Genomic DNA, 17,902 nt, shown 5'->3' on the forward strand with positions numbered 1-17,902 from the left:
GTTAGTCTCCAGATAGGGCCGCGCGGGCCAGCGATGGAAGATCGGCGTCTCCAGCAATGCCGAGGCCCCGCGCCAGAGAAGCGTCAATGTCAGGCATCGCCCCGAACAGATGGGTCAGCCGAGTGTCTTTGCCCCATTGGATCGACGCGGGACGCCCCACGACAGCAGCGATGGCCTGAACCATTTCCGCCATCGAGGCTCGGAGCGCGGGAGCCAACAGCATGGTCGGCGCACCAGATTGAAGGTCGGAGGCTTGCAGAAGCGTTTCCACCGCCGCAGCACGGGACATCCACCAGCACCGCGCCGACGGCGGAACCGGGCTTGAGAAGTCCTCGCCCGCACAAATTTTGTGAAAAATCTGGCTCATGAATGCGGAGCCATGTCCGCTTTCGGCCGGTGGGCGCGCCACGAGCCCTGGAAAGCGCAGGCTGACTGCCGATAACTCTCCTCGCCGGGTGAGATCGGACAGAAGGATCTCCGTCATCAGCTTATGGGAGCCATAGGATAGTCCCGGCGAGGTCGGCGTCGCCTCCGATATAATCTCAGCAGCGACAGCGCCGTACACGCCGATTGAGGACGCGAAGACAAAGCGCGCTCCAGGCTGACGCGCCGCCGTTTGCCAAGCAAGATCCATAGGCAAGGTCAGGTTGATCTTTCGGCCATACTCAGGCTCGGCCTCCGCCTGGGCGCCCGGAAGGCTTGCGAGATGGAAAACGACATCGAAACCTGGCTCCAGGAGCGTATAGAGGAAACCCGCGTCAGTCAGGTCGCCTGGCTTCAGATCCGCACCAGCGAGGTCATGATCAGCAGCGTTGAAATGCCGGTCGGTCAGAGTTAGCCGACTCAATCGCGGTACCGTTGCGGCCAAGCGGCGGGCGAGGCCACTCCCGAGGAAACCGCCGGCGCCTGTTACCAGAACCCGCATCAGGCCCTCACCACCCGTTGATCAATTGCGCCGAACGGAGAGGAGCCATCGGGAAGTCTTGCCTCCATCCGGACACGGTCTCCCCAGGTAAGGAATGGCGTAATGGACGCCCCCTGATCGAGAAGTTCGATCACGCGGATTTCTGAAATGCAGGACGAGCCGGCGGCTCGATCGGCGTTCGATACCGTACCAGATCCAATGATCGAGCCCGCTGTCAGCTTTCGGGTACGGGCGCAATGTGCGATGATGTCCCCGAAAGAAAAATGCATCTCCGCTCCATTCGCACGTCCGACCTCGCGGCCGTTAATCGCCACATGCAGCGGCATTTTCACCCGCGCATCTTCCCAAAAGGGGGCAATTTCGTCGGGTGTGACCGCAAGTGGAGCGAAGGCCGTGGAGGGCTTAGCTTGCAGCCAGCCGAAACCTGCGCGCATCTCACGCGGACCAAGCTTGCGGAGCGACCAGTCATTGATCTGCACCAGAAGGCGGATATGCGAGACGGCTTGTTCCGCACTTGAGCCCATCGACACCTCCGACACGATCACACCGAATTCGCCCTCCATGTCGATCGACAGGCTGTCGTCAGCGAACTCGACGTCATCGAGAGGACCGCGCATGTCGTCGCTTGCTCCCTGATAGACCAGGGGAATGGCCTCGAAATCTGGATTGGCGGGACTGTTGAACGCCTTGTCCATCAACCGGCCGTGGTTGAGAAAGGCGGACGCGTCGAGCCATTGTGGCGCGCGCGGTAGAGGCGCCATGCAACGTTCCGGCTCAAAACGCGTGGCGAAGGCTTCCTCGCCGGCATTCAGGCGCTCGGCAAGCGCCTCGAGGCGCGGTGCAACGGCGTCCCAGTTCTCGACCGCTTCCAGCATTGTCGAAGAAATTCCGACCGCCGGCGCGGCGACCGACAGATCTTTCGAGACCACCCATAGCTGGCCTTCACGGCTACCATCTTTGTAAGTCACAAGCTTCATTTCAACCTCCAAAGGATGTTGGCTCCGATCAGTGACCGGAACCGGAAAGCGTGTCGGCGATCTGAGGCGCGTAGAGACCATCGATCAAAACGAACAACATGCGGCACATCCGACCGGAGCGATTGGCCCAAGCATGATTCGTGCCGCGCTGGATGACAACCGAACCTGGCTTCAGAAGCGCCTCGCCCTTGTCGAGCACCAGCGTCATTTCACCTTCGATCACCACGCCGTAGTCGATGGATTGGGTCCGGTGCATCAGCGGATGCGGCGACAGTTCCGTAACCGTCGATGCGGCTTCATCGCCTATTTCCGAGAACGCCGCGCCCATTTTCGACGCGCCGTGGGCCAGAAATTCTTCAGTGTCGGGGGGAATATCGACGAAGCGAAAACGGGTGCCGCGCGTTGGGGGCGGCAGCACAAGCGGGCCGATGGTGGGATCCGCGCCATTTTCAACGAGAACCGGCGCACCTGACGTAGCCCACACCTCGTGAAACAACGTGCCGGGAATGGCGTCCAGCTCCACAACGGTCGGCAGGGGACCGACATGGGCCACGAATGAACGGCCCGCGTTGTCATGGCCGGTCACCACCCGGGTGATCGCGGGAAACTTCGTCATGCGAGCCTCGCTTTGGTGAAGAAGCCGATCGACAGGATGGCGACGGCCACCCCCGCTGCCCCGAGGGCGCCAAAGCCGAAGTTCTGGCCGAGGGCGCCGCCCACGATCGGGCCGAGCGCCGCGCCGATCATCAGCATCGCCGGTGTGGCAGCCACGGCCCTGCCCGTCCGATCGAGACGGGCGAGCAGACCGAAGGCGAAGGTGTGGGTGAAGATCTGGATCGCGACGAAGAAGGCGGCGACCGGCGCCCACAGCGAAAAGGCCGTGGCGCTCGTCACGATGACTGCGAAGACAGCCTGCACCGCGGGCCCGATCTGGACCACGGTCTCGGCGGCCAACCGTTTCTGCAGGATTGCTGCCAGCGGCGAGGGAAAGACGAAATTGACAATGCCGAGGGCAATCAGCACGCCCAGCACGCCCTCGGTGGAAAAGCCCCTGAGCTTGCCGATCACTTCCACGAAGGAGAAGACCATAGCCTGGTTGAAGGTCATTACGCTGATGCCGAAAATGGTGAACCAGATCGCGCGACCGAAGGGCGCTGAGCCGTGGGCCTCACCACGCTCGGGGTTGACGAACAGCAAAGCGCAGAACAGACAGGCGACAGCCATGAAGAAGCCAAAGACCTGAAAGAGAATATGGCGGCCAAAGTCGATCAATAGCTGCGGCAGGACGCCCAGCAGGACTATCCCGAGAAGGCCGATGGCGATGCCCGCCACCGCGAAGAGGCGATGGGGATTTGCCGATTTGCCTATTGCGCCGTGGACCATTGACAGCCCCGTGCCGACCGAAAGGCCCGCGACCAGATGGAGCGCAGCCAACGTCGTGAGGCCGCTCTGCGTCGATGCGGCGAAAAAGGCGAGCGCGGCGATACCGTAACCGGCGGTCGAGGCGAGCTTTTGATTGATCCGGTTGAGACGCGGTGCAACGAACAGACTCGCTGCCACCGCCCCAAGGAGGAACAAGGTCACGATACCACCGGCCTGTTGCGGGCTGAATTCGAACCGTTCGACTAGCGCCCCGACCCAAACCGGCAAAGCCGTGAGATCGAGCATGCCCGCGCAATGCGCGACAACCAGGGCTGCCGTTCCGCCCATGCCATTTTTTTGTTCCGTCATTTATAATCCTCCCAAGCAGAGGGACAATGTTCGCTCGGCCCCTCGCCACCCATTGCCGTTCCGCCCGCTCAGATGACTTCGGCGAGCGTTTTCATGGACTGGCCCATGATTGCGGCGTGTTCGTCCCGGCTGCCGCCATGGATCTCGATGTCGGCTAGGCGTGCGGAATTCTCGACCACCATCCGACACCGCTCCCAGCGCCGGGTCTCGAAGGCCGCCAGCGCTGCTTCAACGGTTGCGGCACGTCCTATTTCCTGCGCCAGCACCATGGCATCTTCGATACCGATACAAGCTCCTGCCGCCAGATGCGGCGTGGTCGCGTGAACAGCATCGCCAATAAGTGCGACGCGTCCTTTCCGCCATGGACGCGGCATCAGCATTTGTTCGAGTGGCCGATAAATAACCTGATTTTCCTCGGACAGTTGATCGGCGACGCTTTGGATGATCGGCGAGGGAAACTGCCGCAGAAGCGCGCGAAGCGTTTCCACAAACGTGTCCGGCGCCACAAAGTCGTTGACTTCCTTGTCCTCGGTCAGGAAGAGGTAGGCCTTGTCGGTTGACACACCGTTGATACCGACCTTGAGCTTCGGGCCAAGCCACATGGTGACCGTGGTGATCTCCGCCGACCGCGGCAGCACCGCGCGCCAGACAGACTGGCCAATGAAGCGCGGCTTAGGGGCTTCCGGAAACAGCGTGGCGCGAATGCGGGAATAAAGACCATCGGCGCCGATGGCGAGGTCATAGCGCTTGGGAGAGCCATCCCCGATATCGACCCAGACGCCGTCTTCCCGATCCTCGATCGTCGAAAATGTCGCACCGAGCCGGACGTTGACACCTGCGGCGACAACCTCCTCCTGCAGGATTTTGGCGAGGGCCGGACGCATGATGCCACCTCCGCCAGGAACGTCGGGACCGGCAACGCGCGGTGTCGGTAAAGTTACCAGGATGCGATCGTCGGGACCACGAATCTGGACGCCGTCAGACGCAAATCCTTCCTCCATGAAGCGATGAAGAAGGCCGAGTTCGTTTAACACGCGCAATGTCGAGCCATGCAGGCTGATCCCCGCTCCATAGGATCGCCAGCCGGGATCGATCTCGAGAAGATCGACCTCGACGCCCTGGCGCGCCAGTCGCGCTGCTGCCGTCATTCCGGCGAAGCCGCCGCCGATGATCAAGGCTTTGTCGATGCCTGCATTCATATTGCTTTCTCCTCCTCGGCCAGAGCGGCGAAAACCTCGCCCTCCTCGGTGACCGTCAACTCCACCCGCGTCAGCCCCTGCCCCAGGCAGGGACCCAAGACGCATTCTCCCGTTTCCATGTCGAACAGCGCCCCATGCGAATGGCAGGCGATATGCGTGCCGTCGCCATTCAGATAGGCGTTGGATCGCCAGGCCATCGGCGTGCCCTGCGGGTAATGCGGGCAGGCGTCTAGCCAGGCGTGAAGTCGTCCCTCTTTGCGAAGAACAATGATCTTCCGGCGATATCCTCCCACCGGACCGAAGCCTCGCGCTTCACCCTCGCCGATGTCCGCTGTGCGACAGAGACCCACCTGATGCCAGTCTAGCGCCGTCATCGGATCAAGCCTTCAAGCCGGGAGGCGGGCCTCCGGGCATCCATTTCTCCCGCATTTCGAACAGCACGATCTGCGATGCCTCCGCACCCATCGGCGCTTCGCGCGCCACCCAGTTGTCGTCGTGCTTGTCCATGTCGGCGTCATATTCGACATGACAGCCGAGCGGACTGTTGAAATACCAGAACCAGTTCGAGCCGAACTTATGGCGCCCCGGCCCCCAGAAGCTTTGATAGCCCTTTTTGACGAAGCGGGTACCGGCAACCATCAGTTCGGTCGGGCCGCCCATATGGAAGGCCAGGTGTTCGCACCCCTTCATATATTCCGGCGTGCGGATGAAGAACAACGTGTGATGATCGTCATTGGCTTTGGGCCTGAGGAATGGTCCGGCGCCTTTCAGCGTATCGGTGATCACGAAACCGAGCCGGTTGCAGTAGAAATCCACGGCGATATCGAGGTCAGGCACGAAGAGGACGACATGGCTGAGCGTCCGTGGTGCTGCGGGCATTTCTTCCCAGACACCGATCTCGTTCGGCTTGCGTTGGGCGGGAGCGCCTGGCGCATTGATCTTCTCCGCCGGCATGTTGAGCTCCCGCCGGATCGTCACCTGAAATTTAAGCTCGAAGCCAAGCGCGTCGCGGGTCTCGATGGAACCGTCGGCAAGTCGGGTGACACGCCGGTCCTTGGAAAGCTCCGCTTCGATCGCATCGAGGTCATCAGCCGAACGTACGCCATAAACTTGCTGGCGCAGAAGATTGGCAGTCGGAAGCGGCGTGGGTAGCGACGGGTCGGATTTATGCCGGATGACGATTCCGGTTCCGTCGAGCGCGGCAAACAGTCCTCCGGTCTCATCGACATTAACGGGCTGCAGGCCGAAATCACGTAGATATTCTGTGGCGGCGGCGACGTTATCGACGCCGAACACGAGATGGTCGGGTCCGATGATGTTCATGATGATCCTCCCTTGGACCGGCGCCTCAGCGGCCGGCAAATAATTTGTATTCGCGGGCGATGAGATAGGCGGCCGAACGTCCGCCTTCTTTCTCGCCCGTTCCGAGCGCCTGGCGGCAATGATGGAGAAGTCGCGCCGCCTCCGCTTCGTCGCGCGTCCAGAATTCGTCGACGAAGGCAATCGGTCCCGGCACGAGAGGCGTGTTACGACAGTAGCCGGAATAGGCGACTCCGCTCGAAGCGATGCGATCATCAAGATCGAATGCCATCGCGCCTGCGGGCCTGACGACAAACAATTTGACATCGATCGACGAGGACGCCGGCTCCAGCACGCGCTCTTCCGAGAAGGGCTGCCCGACGACATTTGCGTTATCGACGAAACGTGGTTCGTCGGGACGTAGGCGCTCTTGGTAGAACGGCGTTTCCCGCGACGCCTTTACCGATCCGAGATCATCGAACCAGAGCTGAGTCACGAAATCCAGTCCCAGCCGCAGAGGAGCGGGGGCGGCGTCATCGGCGGCGAAGACCCCGTCCAGCCCGTGATTCTGCGCATATTTGCGCGGCGCATTTCGCGGATCGTCGGCAATGTAGTCGAGTACGATCCGGCCATGGACGTCTTTCATGTGATGGCGATGTTCGGCTAGAGTCTGACCGGGAGAACGTCGTCCGAACATCATGAGCTTGATGGTCATGGTGCCTCCACAAACACCGTGCGTCCGCCGAGAACCTCCGCCACCCAGTCGGCAATATAAGCGCCTGCATTGGCGGAATTGTCGAAACTCGAATGCTGAACGCCGCCGGTGCGGGCATCGAAGATTTTCAACTCGCGCTTAGGGCTGTTGACCAAGTGATCATAGGTCGCTTGCGCCCAGTGCAAGGGGATCTGACTGTCCTTCTCGCCATGGGTGACGAGGAAGGGGACGTGAATCCGGTCGAGCACGCCGTCGAGATGCACGTATTCCGCAATGCGCATGAAGTCGTCCATGTCCTTTGCACCCCAGACCCAGCGGACATGCTCCCAGTAATGCGGTACCGGAAAGTTGCCTTCCCGGGCGAGGCGCTTTTTCTGCACGTCGCGCCAATCGTGGTTGGCGCCCCACACGACGCCGCAGGCGAAACGGGGTTCGAAGGCCACGGCACGGGGGCAGTAATAACCTCCGAGAGAGACGCCCTCCATCCCGATGCGCTTCGAATCGATCTCCGGCCGGGTTTCCAGCCAGTCCACGACACGGCTCGCCCAATGCTCGCTATCAAAACGGGCCGTGAGGCCCTCCAGCCGGAGTGCTTCGCCGGTTCCAGGCTGGTCGACCACCAGTGAGGCGACGCCGCGCTTGGCAAGCCATTGGGGAAGGCCGACGAGAAATTTCATTTCCTTGGTGCTGTCGAGCCCGTTGACCTGGACGAGCAAAGGCTGTGGCCCGCTGGCGTCCTCGGCCGGCACATAGAGCGCCGAAAGATGCGTTCCCTCATAAGGAATCTCGACGCGACGACAGGAAGAGCCCGACAGTTGCAAACCTTTTTCGAACGTGTCGAGAAAACGGCGGTAAAGTGCCAGACGCCCTTCCGATCCATGCGCCTGCAGCCGCTCGGCCGTCAGCAGATAATTTGCGGCGCGGATGAGCTTGTCGCCGGCGGATATCTTTCGTCCCTTGGCTTCGTCTTCCTCGGCGAGTGAAATGAGCTTGTCGCCCATGCTCGCCCAGGTCTGGCGAAAGGCCATGACGCCGGCCGCATCAGGTGCCTTCGCGGCCTCCTGGAGAGGGGCGCACATTTCCTCAATCTCCCCGATGCGGGCGCCCATCTCGATAGACAGATTGACCGACAGGTTCCAGACGTAATTGGTGGGGAAATATTTGAACACGATGCCTCCTCAACGCTCTCGTCAGTCACTCTGACGGTTCAGGCGGAAAACGACGGCGGCTCGATGGCCGGTCGATTACTCCTCCCAGGTCGAGCTCTAGCGAAAAGCGAAGCGTTTCAGAAATTGGTTGTTTCAATCCGTGGTATTGATATCCTGAATATCGGAGGAGCTATGCGTTTCAAAAATCTAGATCTCAACCTGCTGGTGGCGCTCGACACCCTGATCCGACTGCGTAACGTCAGCCGCGCGGCGGATGAAATGTTTATGACCCAATCCGCGATGAGCAATGCGCTCGGGCGTCTAAGGGAGTATTTCGACGACCCGCTGCTAATCCAGGTCGGGCGAACGATGGAGCTATCGCCGCTAGCCGCTTCCCTCGAACAGCCCTTGCGCGACATCATCGTGCGTATCGACAGCGCCGTCGTCTCGACTCCATCCTTCAATCCCGCGGATTCACGCCGCGTGATCGGCATGGTGGTGTCCGACTACTCGCTGCACACGCTGATCCCGCGTTTCATGGCGCTCGTCGCTGCGGAGGCTCCCGGCCTGCAATTCGACTTCAAGCCGCAACAGAACTTTCCGCATCTGCTGCTGGAAAAGGGAGAAGCTGATCTTCTGATCGCACCGTCCGTTTTCTGCTCCACCCACCATCCGACGGATATACTATTCGCCGATGAAATCTGTTGCGTTACGGATTCCTCTAGCCGTTTTGCAACGGGACCGAGAATGACCCGGGAGCAGTTCGAAACCTCGCGTCATGTGGTGATGCGTCCGCCCAATGGCGGGGAAAGCTTCGCAGAACGCGTATGCCGCGAGGTCGGCTTGGCTATCCGAGTGGACGTATCGACGTTCGCTTTTTCCACGCTTTCCGTCCTGGTCAGAGGAAGCGATCGCCTCGCCCTTGTTCAACGAAGTCTCGCGAGAGAAATAGTGAAGACCGGCGGCCTCACGATAGTCGATCCGCCTCTGGACCTCCCGCTCCTTGAACAGTCGGTGCAATGGCACAACTATCGCTCACGCGATCCGGCTTTAACCTGGGTTCGGGAGAAACTGAAGGAGGCAGCATCCACTCTCACGACCGAAGTCCTCAAAAACGCGCTGTAATTCTCGCGCGGTGACGCGTTAGGACGGACATGCACTGAGCGCGCGCCGTGCCATAACTACGAACTATGATTTCAGATCGCGAAAATCACCTTTGCAAATAAAAGGCGCCTGCCTACGCTCTGCTTGTTTCAACCGACACTTTAACGCGCCCGCCCAGCCAGAATTTCTGCTTGAGTGAGGAGGTAAGCGACATTTGTGGCGTTTGACAGCGTATCGCTCGGGGGGAGCCGAGCGAAAGCCAAACATCGGCGGAGGAGGCCACAATGGCTACGAAAGAAACTTTGCGCCCGCGCTTGGCGCTGCTCATCGCGCATGTTGCTGGGATGATTGATCTGGTGGCATTGCCGGTCTGGATCAGTACCTTGATCATGGAGTATCATTTTGATCCGCAACAAGCCGGAGCTTTGGTTACACTTTTCTTGATTGGAACTGTCGCTGCGAGCCTGATCTTTGCCCCGCGGTTTAACGACTTCAATGGCAGGATAGTCTGCACACTATCTCTAGCCTTGGCGGCGATAGCCTGGGCCGCAGCAACGCAACAGACCCATTTCATACCAATGGCCATTTGCCATGCAATGGCCGGGTTCACTGCAGGAACGGCGCTTTCTTTTACTCATGGCACGATCGGGCGAAGCCTGAACCCACACCGGCTGTTCGCGATGGCTGGCGGGGCGATCGGCGTATTCGGCACGATATTCCTTGGGACAGTCCCGAAGCTTGTGGTCACGCAGGGTCGGGAAATGGTGTTTTTCGTTTTCTGCGGTCTCATGATTTTAGCGAGCCTGACATCGCTGCTCGCCTTTCCAAAACCAACTGTCGATCATGATCAAATTGCGGCTGCCGGCACACAAAAGCTCAGCCGCGCCGTTTGGGCGGGTATTTTGGGCATCAGCCTGATGGCTGTCACCCAGTCGATGGTCTTCGGATTCTACCAGGAAATAGGTACCGGACACGGTTTCTCCGCAGACGCGGTTGCCGGCGTGTTGATCGCTCTTGGAATCGTCAACCTGTTCCCAGGCCCTGCCGCCGGCCTTCTTGAAAAGATACTGAACCCAGAGAAGGTGGTTCTTGCCGGCCCGGTCCTGCAGGCTATTTTCGCGCTAGTCATAACGTTAAGCTCTACTTTTCTCCCCTATGCGGTGGCAGGTGCGGTATTTGTCGCGACCATGGTTTTCACCCACACTTTTGCTTTCGGCCTTTTGTCTCGGCTGGACGCTAGCGGACGGGCCGTTGCCGCAACGCCGGCGATGCTCATGACGGGCGCGGCCGTTGGCCCCATCCTTGGCGGGACTCTGATACAAATGTCGGGCTATACCGCAATCGGCTTTGCAGCCTGCGTATGCGCAACGCTTGCGGTTATATCTTTTTCCAAGGCGCGGTTTATCCACAATCCTGTTGCGGCCCCGGGCGAATAGTTATCAGTTATCATCGAGCGTGCCATCCCAGCGGCCTCGCAGTCTTACCGACTGCGAGGCCGCTTTATTCGATGGGGATATATTAAACTTCCCGTCCACGATCATGCAGACACTTGGTTGAGCGTTCGCGCGTGGGCCTCCATTCGTTCAACAAGCCACTGAATTGCGGGGTCGCCCCGGCTCGAAGCACGCCATTGAACGCATTCTTCGAAGATTGGGAGGGCCGTGGGTATTTCGAATATTCTAAGCGGAAAATGCCTCGCATAATCACGGGCAAGCCGACGATGAAAAATTGCAACCCTTTGTGTCCCCATCAAATAATGTGGCACCAGACTCCATGCCGGAACGGTCACCTCTATCCTTCGAGCTGCAAAAGACCTTTCGAGAAATGTCGCGTCAGTGGTAGGCAAGCCGGAACCGCCCAGTCTAACAAGGATATGTCGCATCGCCAGGAAAGAGTCGATGTCCGCCACGGCATCCACGGCATGGTTGTCCGCGCAGGCGACCCCGACGAAATCATCCTTGAAGAGCGGCTTGAAAGGATGGTTTTGCGAGAGCGCCTGCTGGGGGCCGAGCAGTACGTCAATGCGCCCCGCGTCCAATGCGTCACCCGGGATATCGGCGTATTGATGCAGATCGAAAGTCATCCCCGGCGCCTCAGCGGCAAGCGCACGTAAAACATTTGCCAGAAAGATCGTAGCCGCATAGTCCGACACCATAACGGTCAAACTCCGCCGCGCATCCCCTGGCGAAAAACGCGTTTGCACGGCTAAACGCGAACGGACTGTTGCCAGTATTTCCTTGGCCGGAACGGAAAGCGTTGCGCCGAGAGGCGTTGGTATCATTTGCTTGCCGTTTTGCGTTAGAAGATCATCGTTAAAGTATTGCCGCAGCCTGTTTAGCGCGCCGCTCATGCCGGGTTGGCTGATATTCAACTTCTCAGCCGCCCTGGTAACGTTGCGTTCGCTGAGTATCGCGTCGAGTGCGACGATCAGGTTGAGATCCAAGCCGTTGAAATGCATTTCGCCTCCCCAAAACGGTCGATGGTCCTCATGCAACGGGGGCACGGGTGGCCCAGGCGCCTGGGCCATCAACCAATTGCGCCAGTTATGGAAATACATAAATGAAATCACTTTTGCAAATGGTTCGCGCCCCGATACAATCTTCGCAAATAAAATTTTAGTGGCGTGGACCGGCTGAAACACTTTGCGCCGGGCACACGTGCTCTGGGAGGAAATCTTGAATATATCAACAACATACGATGTCATTGCGATCGGTTCTGGACATAATGGGCTGATCGCCGCCGGCTATCTTGCCAAAGCCGGCAAGAGCGTTCTCGTCATCGAGAGCCAGCCCTGGCTCGGAGGCGGTGTTGTCACGCGCGAATTGACCGCTCCGGGTTTCTGGCACGATCAACACAGCACCGCTCACATCTTTATTCAGGCCAATCCGGTCCTTGCGAAGGACGAACTCGGTTTGAAATCGCTCTACGGTCTTGAATATATCTATCCCGATCCGCCGCATATTTCAGTCTTCGAGGATGGTGAGACGCTGGCGCTTTATACCGACCGTTCAAAGAATTATAAGGCGATCGAACGCTTCTCAAAACCGGACGCGGAATCGTTTCTGAAGCTTGCTGAATTGGGCGATCGCATCCTGCCCATGCTTTTGTCTGGCCTCTACTCACCCCCGATACCAAACGGCGCCATGAGCGCCATGCTCGACCAGAGCCGGGAGGGTCGTGAAATTCTGATGATCATGCAGAAAAGCGCCCTCGACATCATTACCGAGTATTTTGAAAACGACTATGTGCGGGTGCATTTTCTCAAGCTGGTCACAGAAAACCTTCAACTCCCTGACGAGATGGGAACGGGAATTGGGTTGTTCATGTTCGTCGCCTTTCTCGAACGCTACGGAATTGGTGTTGCCAAAGGCGGCAGCGGCGCGCTGACTGATGCACTCGTTGCCCAGCTCCGCGATCACGGCGGGACCATCCTCACGGAAACCAGAGTCGAAAAGGTCCTGGTCAAAGGCGACCGCGCCATCGGCGTACGGACCGCGCAGGGCGAATATTTCGCAAGGGATTGCATCATTGGCGCACTCCACCCCCATCGTCTCCACGCGTATATCGACAACCTTGATCCTTACGTCGATACGGCCGCGCGCAAGACACGTTCAGCAGCATTCAGCGCATTTGTCGTTCATGGCGCGCTCAAGGAACCTGCGAAATTTGCGGCTGGCGACCATGTGAACGGCACGATCATCACGGAGTTGCTCCCCACCAGGCTCGACCATTTGCGACGGTCCTTTGATGAGCTGCGTTACGGCGTGCTGCCTGAAAGACCGCTTTTCGGCGCGAATTGCCCGTCCAATGTCGACCCGTCGAGAGCACCTGCGGGAAACGCGACATTTCTGATGTTCAGCTATGCGCCCTATGGCCTCAGGGACGGCGGGGCTGAGCGCTGGGATAGCTACAAGGAAGAATATGCCGATTGGCTTTGTGAAAAAGCAGGTACATTCATCACCAATCTTAGCAAGGATAATTTCATCGCCCGTACGGTTTACAGTCCGCTCGATTTGGAACGCGATTCAGAAAGCTTCCAAAAAGGCGACATCCACGGCATCGCGCCATATTCCTATCAATTCGGCTCACACCGCCCGACACCCGACCTTGGCAGCCTGACGGTTCCCGGCATTGAACGCCTGTTCCTCGTCGGTCCGTTCATGCATCCAGGCGGCGGCGTATTCGGCGCAGGCAGAGCCGCCGCGATGAAGGCGTTTGAGGCAATGGGTCTGGATTTCGACAAGGTAAGCGCGGCATGAAAATCTTCACCACAGACAAAACCGAGCTCATGACGATCAGTTCGATTGAGGAAAAGGGCGCAGACCTGCTGATCAAAGGCAAGATATTTGGCGCCATGCCCATGTCTGCCGTCATTACGCCCGAACAGGCAAGACTGGCTTTACGGCTGCTGACGCCCAGATTGATCTGGTTCTTGTTGAGCCTACCGTTCAAACGTCCCAAGGGGGGAAAGAAATGAGCCTATCGAAAACGATGCTGTCGGTCCGCTTTCACCAAACCGGAGGCCCCGAGGTTCTGCGCGTGGAAACCCTAGCCCGTCCCGAACCCAAAAAGGGTGAGGTGATCGTCCGGATTCTTGCTGCAGGTGTTAATTTTGCCGATCTTGTCAGGCGGCGGGGCGGCCATTACCCCGTCCCTACCCCGCTGCCCTTCAATCCGGGCTGTGAATTTGCTGGAATCATCGAAGATTGCGGCGAAGGTGTAGACAGGTCGCGGATCGGTGAGTCGGTCATTGGTGCCAATATCGTGGGCGGCGCTTATGCGGACTATATCGCCGTTGAGGCTACGAACCTCATGCCGTGGTTCGAGGGTCTCTCGCCCGAACAGGCAGCAATGCTTCCCATACAGGGCCTGACGGCATACTTGGCTCTCACAGATGCTGGCATGTTGAAGAAAAACGATACGGTCTTCGTGCAGGGCGCGACGGGCGGCGTCGGCTCCTTAATCGTACGGATTGCAAAGGCACTGGGCGCTAAACGCGTCATCGCCGGCGTCGGCCATGAAAGCAAGGCCCGTCTGGCTCTAGCAGCTGGCGCAGAAGCGGTCGTCGATTACTCCCAGCCGGACTGGGTTGACGCCTTGCGCGCAGCCAGTGGCGGCGTTGGCGTCGACCTCGTCATGGATGCGACCTCGGGACGCATTCTGGAAGGCGGAATCGATTGCCTTGTACCGAACGGTCGTGCCGTGGTCTACGGCCATGCCGCCCCGACTTCCAATCCCGTCAATGTCACCAGATTGCTGGAGGGCAATCTCCGCGTCACCGGCTTCTTTCTCGGCTACTACCACGTCAGTAGACCAGACATCTTGGTTGCCGCATTAAAAAGTTTGGAAACTCTGGTGAAACGCGGCCAACTCGACCTTGTGCCGGCGAAAGTTCTGCCGTTCGCTAGGGCGGAAGAGGCCCATCGCCTAATTGAAGAGCGAAACAGCGAAGGTAAGATTATTCTGGTGCCGTCGAGCCGTATGGAGGACCAAAATGGCTGACGATTTCGACGGCAAGGTGGTTGTTATCACCGGCGCAACATCAGGAATTGGTTTCGCCACCGCGCTGGCCTTTGCCGAGAAGGGGGCACGGCTCATCCTGAGCGGACGCGCATCACTAGACCCCATCGTCTCGCAATGCCGCACGCTGGGCGCGGAGGCTTTCGGCCTGTCCGGCGATCTCGGCAACGCCGAACTGAGCCGGAAAATCATAACGGAGGCGACCGAACGGTTCGGGACCGTCGATGTCCTGATCAATAACGCAGGTTTCGGCACTTCTGGCGGTGTCGAGACCCTGGAGGAAGAGCAACTACGTGCCGTCTGGGACGTGAACTTCCTCGGTGCCTTTCGCCTATCGCGCCTCGCCCTTCCCATTATGCGTCAGCACGGCGGCGGTGCAATTCTCTTCACCACCGCGCTTGCCGGCATGTACGGCATGGCCAACGCCCTTGCCTATTCGACCAGCAAGGCCGCCGTCATCAATCTTTGCAAGGCGATGGCAATGGAGGTCAGCCGCGACGGCATCAATTGCAATTGCGTGAGCCCAGGCCCCGTGGACACGCCAATGCTGCAAGAAGCGATCGATGTCTACGGAATTTCGCGCGAGGAGTTCAGGGCAGTTTCCCCAACCGGCCGTATCGCCACAGCGCAAGATGTCGCTAACGCATTGTTATTTCTGTCATCTGGTGCAGCCCGCTCGATCAACGGGCATGTTCTGGTTGTCGATAACGGCATGTATGCAGGCATGTTTACTCCGAGGCCGGTCTGAGGCGGCGCAAATAACGCGCCAAAAGACAAACTAATTCAATGGGAGTGTTCGGATGAGTGAGAAAATACAGACCAACAAGGAAATTGCCTTAGATTTTCATCGCCGGGCCTTTGTCGAGAAAGACCCAGCTACGGCCGTTAGCGCACATGTAGGCTCGGTCTACACACAACACAATCCGCAGGTGGCAAACGGCCCCGAAGGATTTGTCGAGTTTGTCAAAGGTTTCCATCAGCACTTTCCGGATTTCAAAATCGAGATCAAACGCACGATCGCCGAAGGTGATCTCGTAGCGATACATTTTTGTGCCCACTTGAACAAAGAAGATCGTGGGACTGCTGGGGTGGATATATTCCGGATCGTAAGGGGCAAGGTGGTTGAACATTGGGACGTTATTCAGCCGATTCCCGAGCAGGCAGCCAACTCAAACGGCATGTTTTAACTGAATTCGCTGCAAATCATTTAATAGCTCGAAGCTTCTCAGCCATCAGCAGCCTCTCTAGCTACGTTGACTTCGTGAAGCCCTAAGGTCAACGAGCAGATTTTTTGATCATGCCCCTCTGCTACCGGTGCAGCTTGGACGACCTGCGGCCACAAGATTTGGAAAACGGCAATAGCCATTCAACGGAGCCGGTAAACCGTTGATCTTGACTACGTTGTCTTTCTGACCAAAGTGATCGCTTTCAATGTCCTGCCGGAAGAAGACGCACGGGTCGGGTCCGGTTTGCGCACTCCATGGCTGCTCTTCTAGTTTACCAGGAAATATGTCGCTACCTGGATTTCTCTGGCGAGTACGACCGGATCATGCAGCATCTTGCAATATACGTGCTCTTCAGCGAGGTCGCACCACCAGATAACAGAAATATATTGGCTCCCGCGTATCTTCTCCCATTCCTCCCAATCGGCACGCGATCAACTCGCCCGGTCGACGTCAAGTCCACGTGGGTCAGCGTTTCTCCCAACTTATGGACCGAGAACGCAGCCCCGGTCTAAGATTGACTATAGCGTGGTGCGGACGGTAGACTTGAGGCGTGCCTCCGAAAGATCTTCGCTGGCATTAAGCAGGACAGCCTTCGGCCATCGCATCGAGTCAGGCTCACCTTGCGGTGCACGCTGGCAGAGCCGAGCGCCTTCCCGTCCCAAAATCGCCGGGATGGCAGAGGGTCATCTAGTCGCCATTTCTCTGGCGCATCAACCCCGATTATACATGAAACTCCTTCAGAGACATCGACATCCGCTCAGCATCAGCAAGATAATCTTTCTCCACAATAGACTGGAGCAGGCCTGTGCGGTCAAACACTTGGTCTCGAAGCCACGCAAGTGGCGCCGGTGCCTTATGGAAAATGTTGCCGAGCTTTCGGGCAAACTCAACCTGTTGGTTGCAGTAGGCGACGCGCTCCGCTTCGAATTTCGCGATCGAGCGCTCTACTGTGATCCGGTCTGACAAGTCGCTGGTACCTATGGCGCGGGCAAGAAAGTAGCCGTCTTCGATAGCCATACCCATGCCGTATGCCGCATAAGGTGAAACAGGATGTACAGCGTCGCCGAGACAGACGACACGTCCATTCGACCATTTCGACAAAGACGGACGGTTGTAAACCTCCCATCTAAAGATCTGCTTCGAAAAATCCGTCCGATCAGCAAAAAGGTTCATGGGATAGGCAAAGGGTGCCAGCAGGTTACGGACATGGCCTTCCGGGTCGCGCGGCGGAGCCGCTGTTTCCGAGGACCTCTCCACAATCCACCATTCGAAGCCCGGCTTGCCTTCATGCTTCATAGGAAAATAACTCGCCTGCACGTTTCGACCATGATGCAGAGCGCCAATGTCCTTCGGAAGCTCGGCAATGTCCTCGCACCAAGCGAGCCAAACGCGCAAGCCCACATGGAACAGGTCGAGACCGCCAAGCGCCTGCTGCGAGACCCGTGAGCGGATACCGTCGGCACCGATTAGCAAATCGACCGCAATCTCATTGCCGTTGTCGAACTTGACAACGACCTCGTTGTCACGCTCCTCATAGGCAACGAACTTATGGTCCGGCTTGATAACTTCAGGATCAAGAACGTTGAGAACATCTACCATCTTCGCATAGGCAGAGGATCGAAGAATGCCGTAGTGCCAGCCCTCTATGCCCATCGCCTGTTCGACTGACTCGTTGAACGGCAGGTCCACGCGGACGCCACCCTTGGTGTTGCGGAACTGGACGCGCGTCTTAAGGCCAAAATTATTGACCACGTCTATGCCGTAGTAGCGTAGTACCGCAAGAACAGGGACTGAAAGCAGCACAGCCCCCCCTAGCGGCTTGGGCTCCGGGTTTTGCTCATAAAGGCGGACCTCGTAATTGGCTTTTCTAAGGGCGATCGCGGCAGAAACCCCTCCAGGTCCGGCACCAACGATCGCAACCCTCTTTCCGACGTGGTCTTTCATGCTTTCTCCTCCTAAAAAATGTGCGACTGTCAGTTATTGAACTCACCCTGCTTCGGCCCCCACCCGCGTCCGCGGCCGGCTGGTCGATCATTTCTCCCTTATTGCCTCCAACAC

The 17,902-nt window shown here is 58.3% G+C and carries 18 protein-coding genes; 7 read left to right on the forward strand and 11 right to left on the reverse strand.

The window, feature by feature from the left end; all coding sequences use genetic code 11:
* Position 1 precedes the first annotated feature (1 nt).
* The 9 genes from RAC79_RS15245 to RAC79_RS15285 all read right to left on the reverse strand — a co-directional run bounded on the left by RAC79_RS15245 (position 2) and on the right by RAC79_RS15285 (position 8,015).
* Entirely contained in the window at positions 2–925 is a 924-nt protein-coding gene (locus RAC79_RS15245; protein ID WP_307008458.1) for an NAD-dependent epimerase/dehydratase family protein, read from the reverse strand.
* Positions 925–1,902 carry a fumarylacetoacetate hydrolase family protein gene (locus RAC79_RS15250; RefSeq protein ID WP_307008456.1) on the reverse strand — a complete coding sequence of 326 codons (978 nt, stop codon included), beginning with the start codon at positions 1,900–1,902 and terminating at the stop codon, positions 925–927. The genes RAC79_RS15245 and RAC79_RS15250 overlap by 1 nt, the downstream gene beginning before the upstream one ends.
* A gap of 28 nt (positions 1,903–1,930) precedes the next feature.
* Positions 1,931–2,518, reverse strand: a complete 588-nt coding sequence (locus RAC79_RS15255) for a cupin domain-containing protein (protein ID WP_307008454.1) — start codon at positions 2,516–2,518, stop codon at positions 1,931–1,933.
* Positions 2,515–3,633, reverse strand: a complete 1,119-nt coding sequence (locus RAC79_RS15260) for an MFS transporter (protein WP_307008452.1) — start codon at positions 3,631–3,633, stop codon at positions 2,515–2,517. Before RAC79_RS15260 ends, RAC79_RS15255 begins: the two co-directional genes overlap by 4 nt.
* Before the next feature lie 68 nt (positions 3,634–3,701).
* Positions 3,702–4,832 carry an FAD-dependent oxidoreductase gene (locus RAC79_RS15265; protein WP_307008450.1) on the reverse strand — a complete coding sequence of 377 codons (1,131 nt, stop codon included), beginning with the start codon at positions 4,830–4,832 and terminating at the stop codon, positions 3,702–3,704.
* Positions 4,829–5,206, reverse strand: a complete 378-nt coding sequence (locus tag RAC79_RS15270) for a Rieske (2Fe-2S) protein (protein WP_374997206.1) — start codon at positions 5,204–5,206, stop codon at positions 4,829–4,831. The genes RAC79_RS15265 and RAC79_RS15270 overlap by 4 nt, the downstream gene beginning before the upstream one ends.
* A 4-nt stretch (positions 5,207–5,210) precedes the next feature.
* Positions 5,211–6,155, reverse strand: coding sequence for a VOC family protein (locus RAC79_RS15275; RefSeq protein ID WP_142187807.1), 945 nt, complete (start codon positions 6,153–6,155; stop codon positions 5,211–5,213).
* A gap of 25 nt (positions 6,156–6,180) precedes the next feature.
* Complete coding sequence (locus RAC79_RS15280; RefSeq protein ID WP_307008445.1) at positions 6,181–6,846, reverse strand: EthD domain-containing protein; 666 nt, start codon at positions 6,844–6,846, stop codon at positions 6,181–6,183.
* The gene (locus tag RAC79_RS15285) at positions 6,843–8,015 is read right to left on the reverse strand and encodes an alpha/beta hydrolase family protein (RefSeq protein ID WP_374997207.1); all 1,173 of its coding nucleotides are present in this window, start codon (positions 8,013–8,015) and stop codon (positions 6,843–6,845) included. Before RAC79_RS15285 ends, RAC79_RS15280 begins: the two co-directional genes overlap by 4 nt.
* A gap of 171 nt (positions 8,016–8,186) precedes the next feature.
* On the opposite strand from RAC79_RS15285, the gene RAC79_RS15290 reads away from it, so the two are divergent.
* Together RAC79_RS15290 and RAC79_RS15295 are read left to right on the forward strand one after the other, a co-directional pair.
* Positions 8,187–9,119 (forward strand): LysR substrate-binding domain-containing protein, encoded by a 933-nt coding sequence (locus RAC79_RS15290; protein WP_307008442.1) that lies wholly within the window; start codon positions 8,187–8,189, stop codon positions 9,117–9,119.
* 263 nt (positions 9,120–9,382) lie between these two features.
* Entirely contained in the window at positions 9,383–10,534 is a 1,152-nt protein-coding gene (locus RAC79_RS15295; RefSeq protein ID WP_307008440.1) for an MFS transporter, read from the forward strand.
* A 101-nt stretch (positions 10,535–10,635) separates the two neighbouring features.
* Here RAC79_RS15295 and RAC79_RS15300 read toward each other — a convergent pair whose 3' ends face one another.
* Positions 10,636–11,802, reverse strand: coding sequence for a LysR family transcriptional regulator (locus RAC79_RS15300; RefSeq protein ID WP_374997208.1), 1,167 nt, complete (start codon positions 11,800–11,802; stop codon positions 10,636–10,638).
* Between RAC79_RS15300 and RAC79_RS15305 the strand changes: the two genes are divergently transcribed.
* The 5 genes from RAC79_RS15305 to RAC79_RS15325 are packed head-to-tail and all read left to right on the forward strand — an operon-like array spanning position 11,774 to position 15,805.
* Positions 11,774–13,357 (forward strand): phytoene desaturase family protein, encoded by a 1,584-nt coding sequence (locus RAC79_RS15305; RefSeq protein WP_374997209.1) that lies wholly within the window; start codon positions 11,774–11,776, stop codon positions 13,355–13,357. The two genes, RAC79_RS15300 and RAC79_RS15305, sit on opposite strands and share 29 nt — an antisense overlap.
* A complete protein-coding gene (locus RAC79_RS15310) occupies positions 13,354–13,575 on the forward strand; it encodes a hypothetical protein (RefSeq protein WP_307008433.1) in 222 nt (73 codons plus the stop codon). The genes RAC79_RS15305 and RAC79_RS15310 overlap by 4 nt, the downstream gene beginning before the upstream one ends.
* Positions 13,572–14,600, forward strand: a complete 1,029-nt coding sequence (locus RAC79_RS15315) for a zinc-binding alcohol dehydrogenase family protein (RefSeq protein ID WP_374997210.1) — start codon at positions 13,572–13,574, stop codon at positions 14,598–14,600. The genes RAC79_RS15310 and RAC79_RS15315 overlap by 4 nt, the downstream gene beginning before the upstream one ends.
* Positions 14,593–15,366, forward strand: a complete 774-nt coding sequence (locus tag RAC79_RS15320; protein WP_307008430.1) for an SDR family NAD(P)-dependent oxidoreductase — start codon at positions 14,593–14,595, stop codon at positions 15,364–15,366. The genes RAC79_RS15315 and RAC79_RS15320 overlap by 8 nt, the downstream gene beginning before the upstream one ends.
* Positions 15,367–15,418: 52 nt before the next feature.
* Positions 15,419–15,805: an ester cyclase gene (locus RAC79_RS15325; RefSeq protein ID WP_142187816.1), complete on the forward strand. Its 387-nt coding sequence runs from the start codon at positions 15,419–15,421 to the stop codon at positions 15,803–15,805.
* A gap of 759 nt (positions 15,806–16,564) precedes the next feature.
* Here RAC79_RS15325 and RAC79_RS15330 read toward each other — a convergent pair.
* Positions 16,565–17,788 (reverse strand): NAD(P)/FAD-dependent oxidoreductase, encoded by a 1,224-nt coding sequence (locus tag RAC79_RS15330; protein ID WP_307008427.1) that lies wholly within the window; start codon positions 17,786–17,788, stop codon positions 16,565–16,567.
* Positions 17,789–17,902 lie beyond the last annotated feature (114 nt).

Source organism: Agrobacterium sp. LR_9, from assembly GCF_041954855.1.
In the GTDB taxonomy this organism is placed as follows: domain Bacteria; phylum Pseudomonadota; class Alphaproteobacteria; order Rhizobiales; family Rhizobiaceae; genus Agrobacterium; species Agrobacterium leguminum.

What these genes read in the sequence shown, in the direction of transcription:
- RAC79_RS15260 (WP_307008452.1), bottom strand. Translation starts at nt 3,633, where the DNA reads ATGACGGAACAAAAAAATGGCATGGGCGGAACGGCAGCCCTGGTTGTC.
- RAC79_RS15275 (WP_142187807.1), bottom strand. Translation starts at nt 6,155, where the DNA reads ATGAACATCATCGGACCCGACCATCTCGTGTTCGGCGTCGATAACGTC.
- RAC79_RS15280 (WP_307008445.1), bottom strand. Translation starts at nt 6,846, where the DNA reads ATGACCATCAAGCTCATGATGTTCGGACGACGTTCTCCCGGTCAGACT.
- RAC79_RS15250 (WP_307008456.1), bottom strand. Translation starts at nt 1,902, where the DNA reads ATGAAGCTTGTGACTTACAAAGATGGTAGCCGTGAAGGCCAGCTATGG.
- RAC79_RS15325 (WP_142187816.1), top strand. Translation starts at nt 15,419, where the DNA reads ATGAGTGAGAAAATACAGACCAACAAGGAAATTGCCTTAGATTTTCAT.
- RAC79_RS15320 (WP_307008430.1), top strand. Translation starts at nt 14,593, where the DNA reads ATGGCTGACGATTTCGACGGCAAGGTGGTTGTTATCACCGGCGCAACA.
- RAC79_RS15315 (WP_374997210.1), top strand. Translation starts at nt 13,572, where the DNA reads ATGAGCCTATCGAAAACGATGCTGTCGGTCCGCTTTCACCAAACCGGA.
- RAC79_RS15265 (WP_307008450.1), bottom strand. Translation starts at nt 4,832, where the DNA reads ATGAATGCAGGCATCGACAAAGCCTTGATCATCGGCGGCGGCTTCGCC.
- RAC79_RS15310 (WP_307008433.1), top strand. Translation starts at nt 13,354, where the DNA reads ATGAAAATCTTCACCACAGACAAAACCGAGCTCATGACGATCAGTTCG.
- RAC79_RS15290 (WP_307008442.1), top strand. Translation starts at nt 8,187, where the DNA reads ATGCGTTTCAAAAATCTAGATCTCAACCTGCTGGTGGCGCTCGACACC.
- RAC79_RS15295 (WP_307008440.1), top strand. Translation starts at nt 9,383, where the DNA reads ATGGCTACGAAAGAAACTTTGCGCCCGCGCTTGGCGCTGCTCATCGCG.
- RAC79_RS15300 (WP_374997208.1), bottom strand. Translation starts at nt 11,802, where the DNA reads ATGACATCGTATGTTGTTGATATATTCAAGATTTCCTCCCAGAGCACG.
- RAC79_RS15255 (WP_307008454.1), bottom strand. Translation starts at nt 2,518, where the DNA reads ATGACGAAGTTTCCCGCGATCACCCGGGTGGTGACCGGCCATGACAAC.
- RAC79_RS15270 (WP_374997206.1), bottom strand. Translation starts at nt 5,206, where the DNA reads ATGACGGCGCTAGACTGGCATCAGGTGGGTCTCTGTCGCACAGCGGAC.
- RAC79_RS15245 (WP_307008458.1), bottom strand. Translation starts at nt 925, where the DNA reads ATGCGGGTTCTGGTAACAGGCGCCGGCGGTTTCCTCGGGAGTGGCCTC.
- RAC79_RS15330 (WP_307008427.1), bottom strand. Translation starts at nt 17,788, where the DNA reads ATGAAAGACCACGTCGGAAAGAGGGTTGCGATCGTTGGTGCCGGACCT.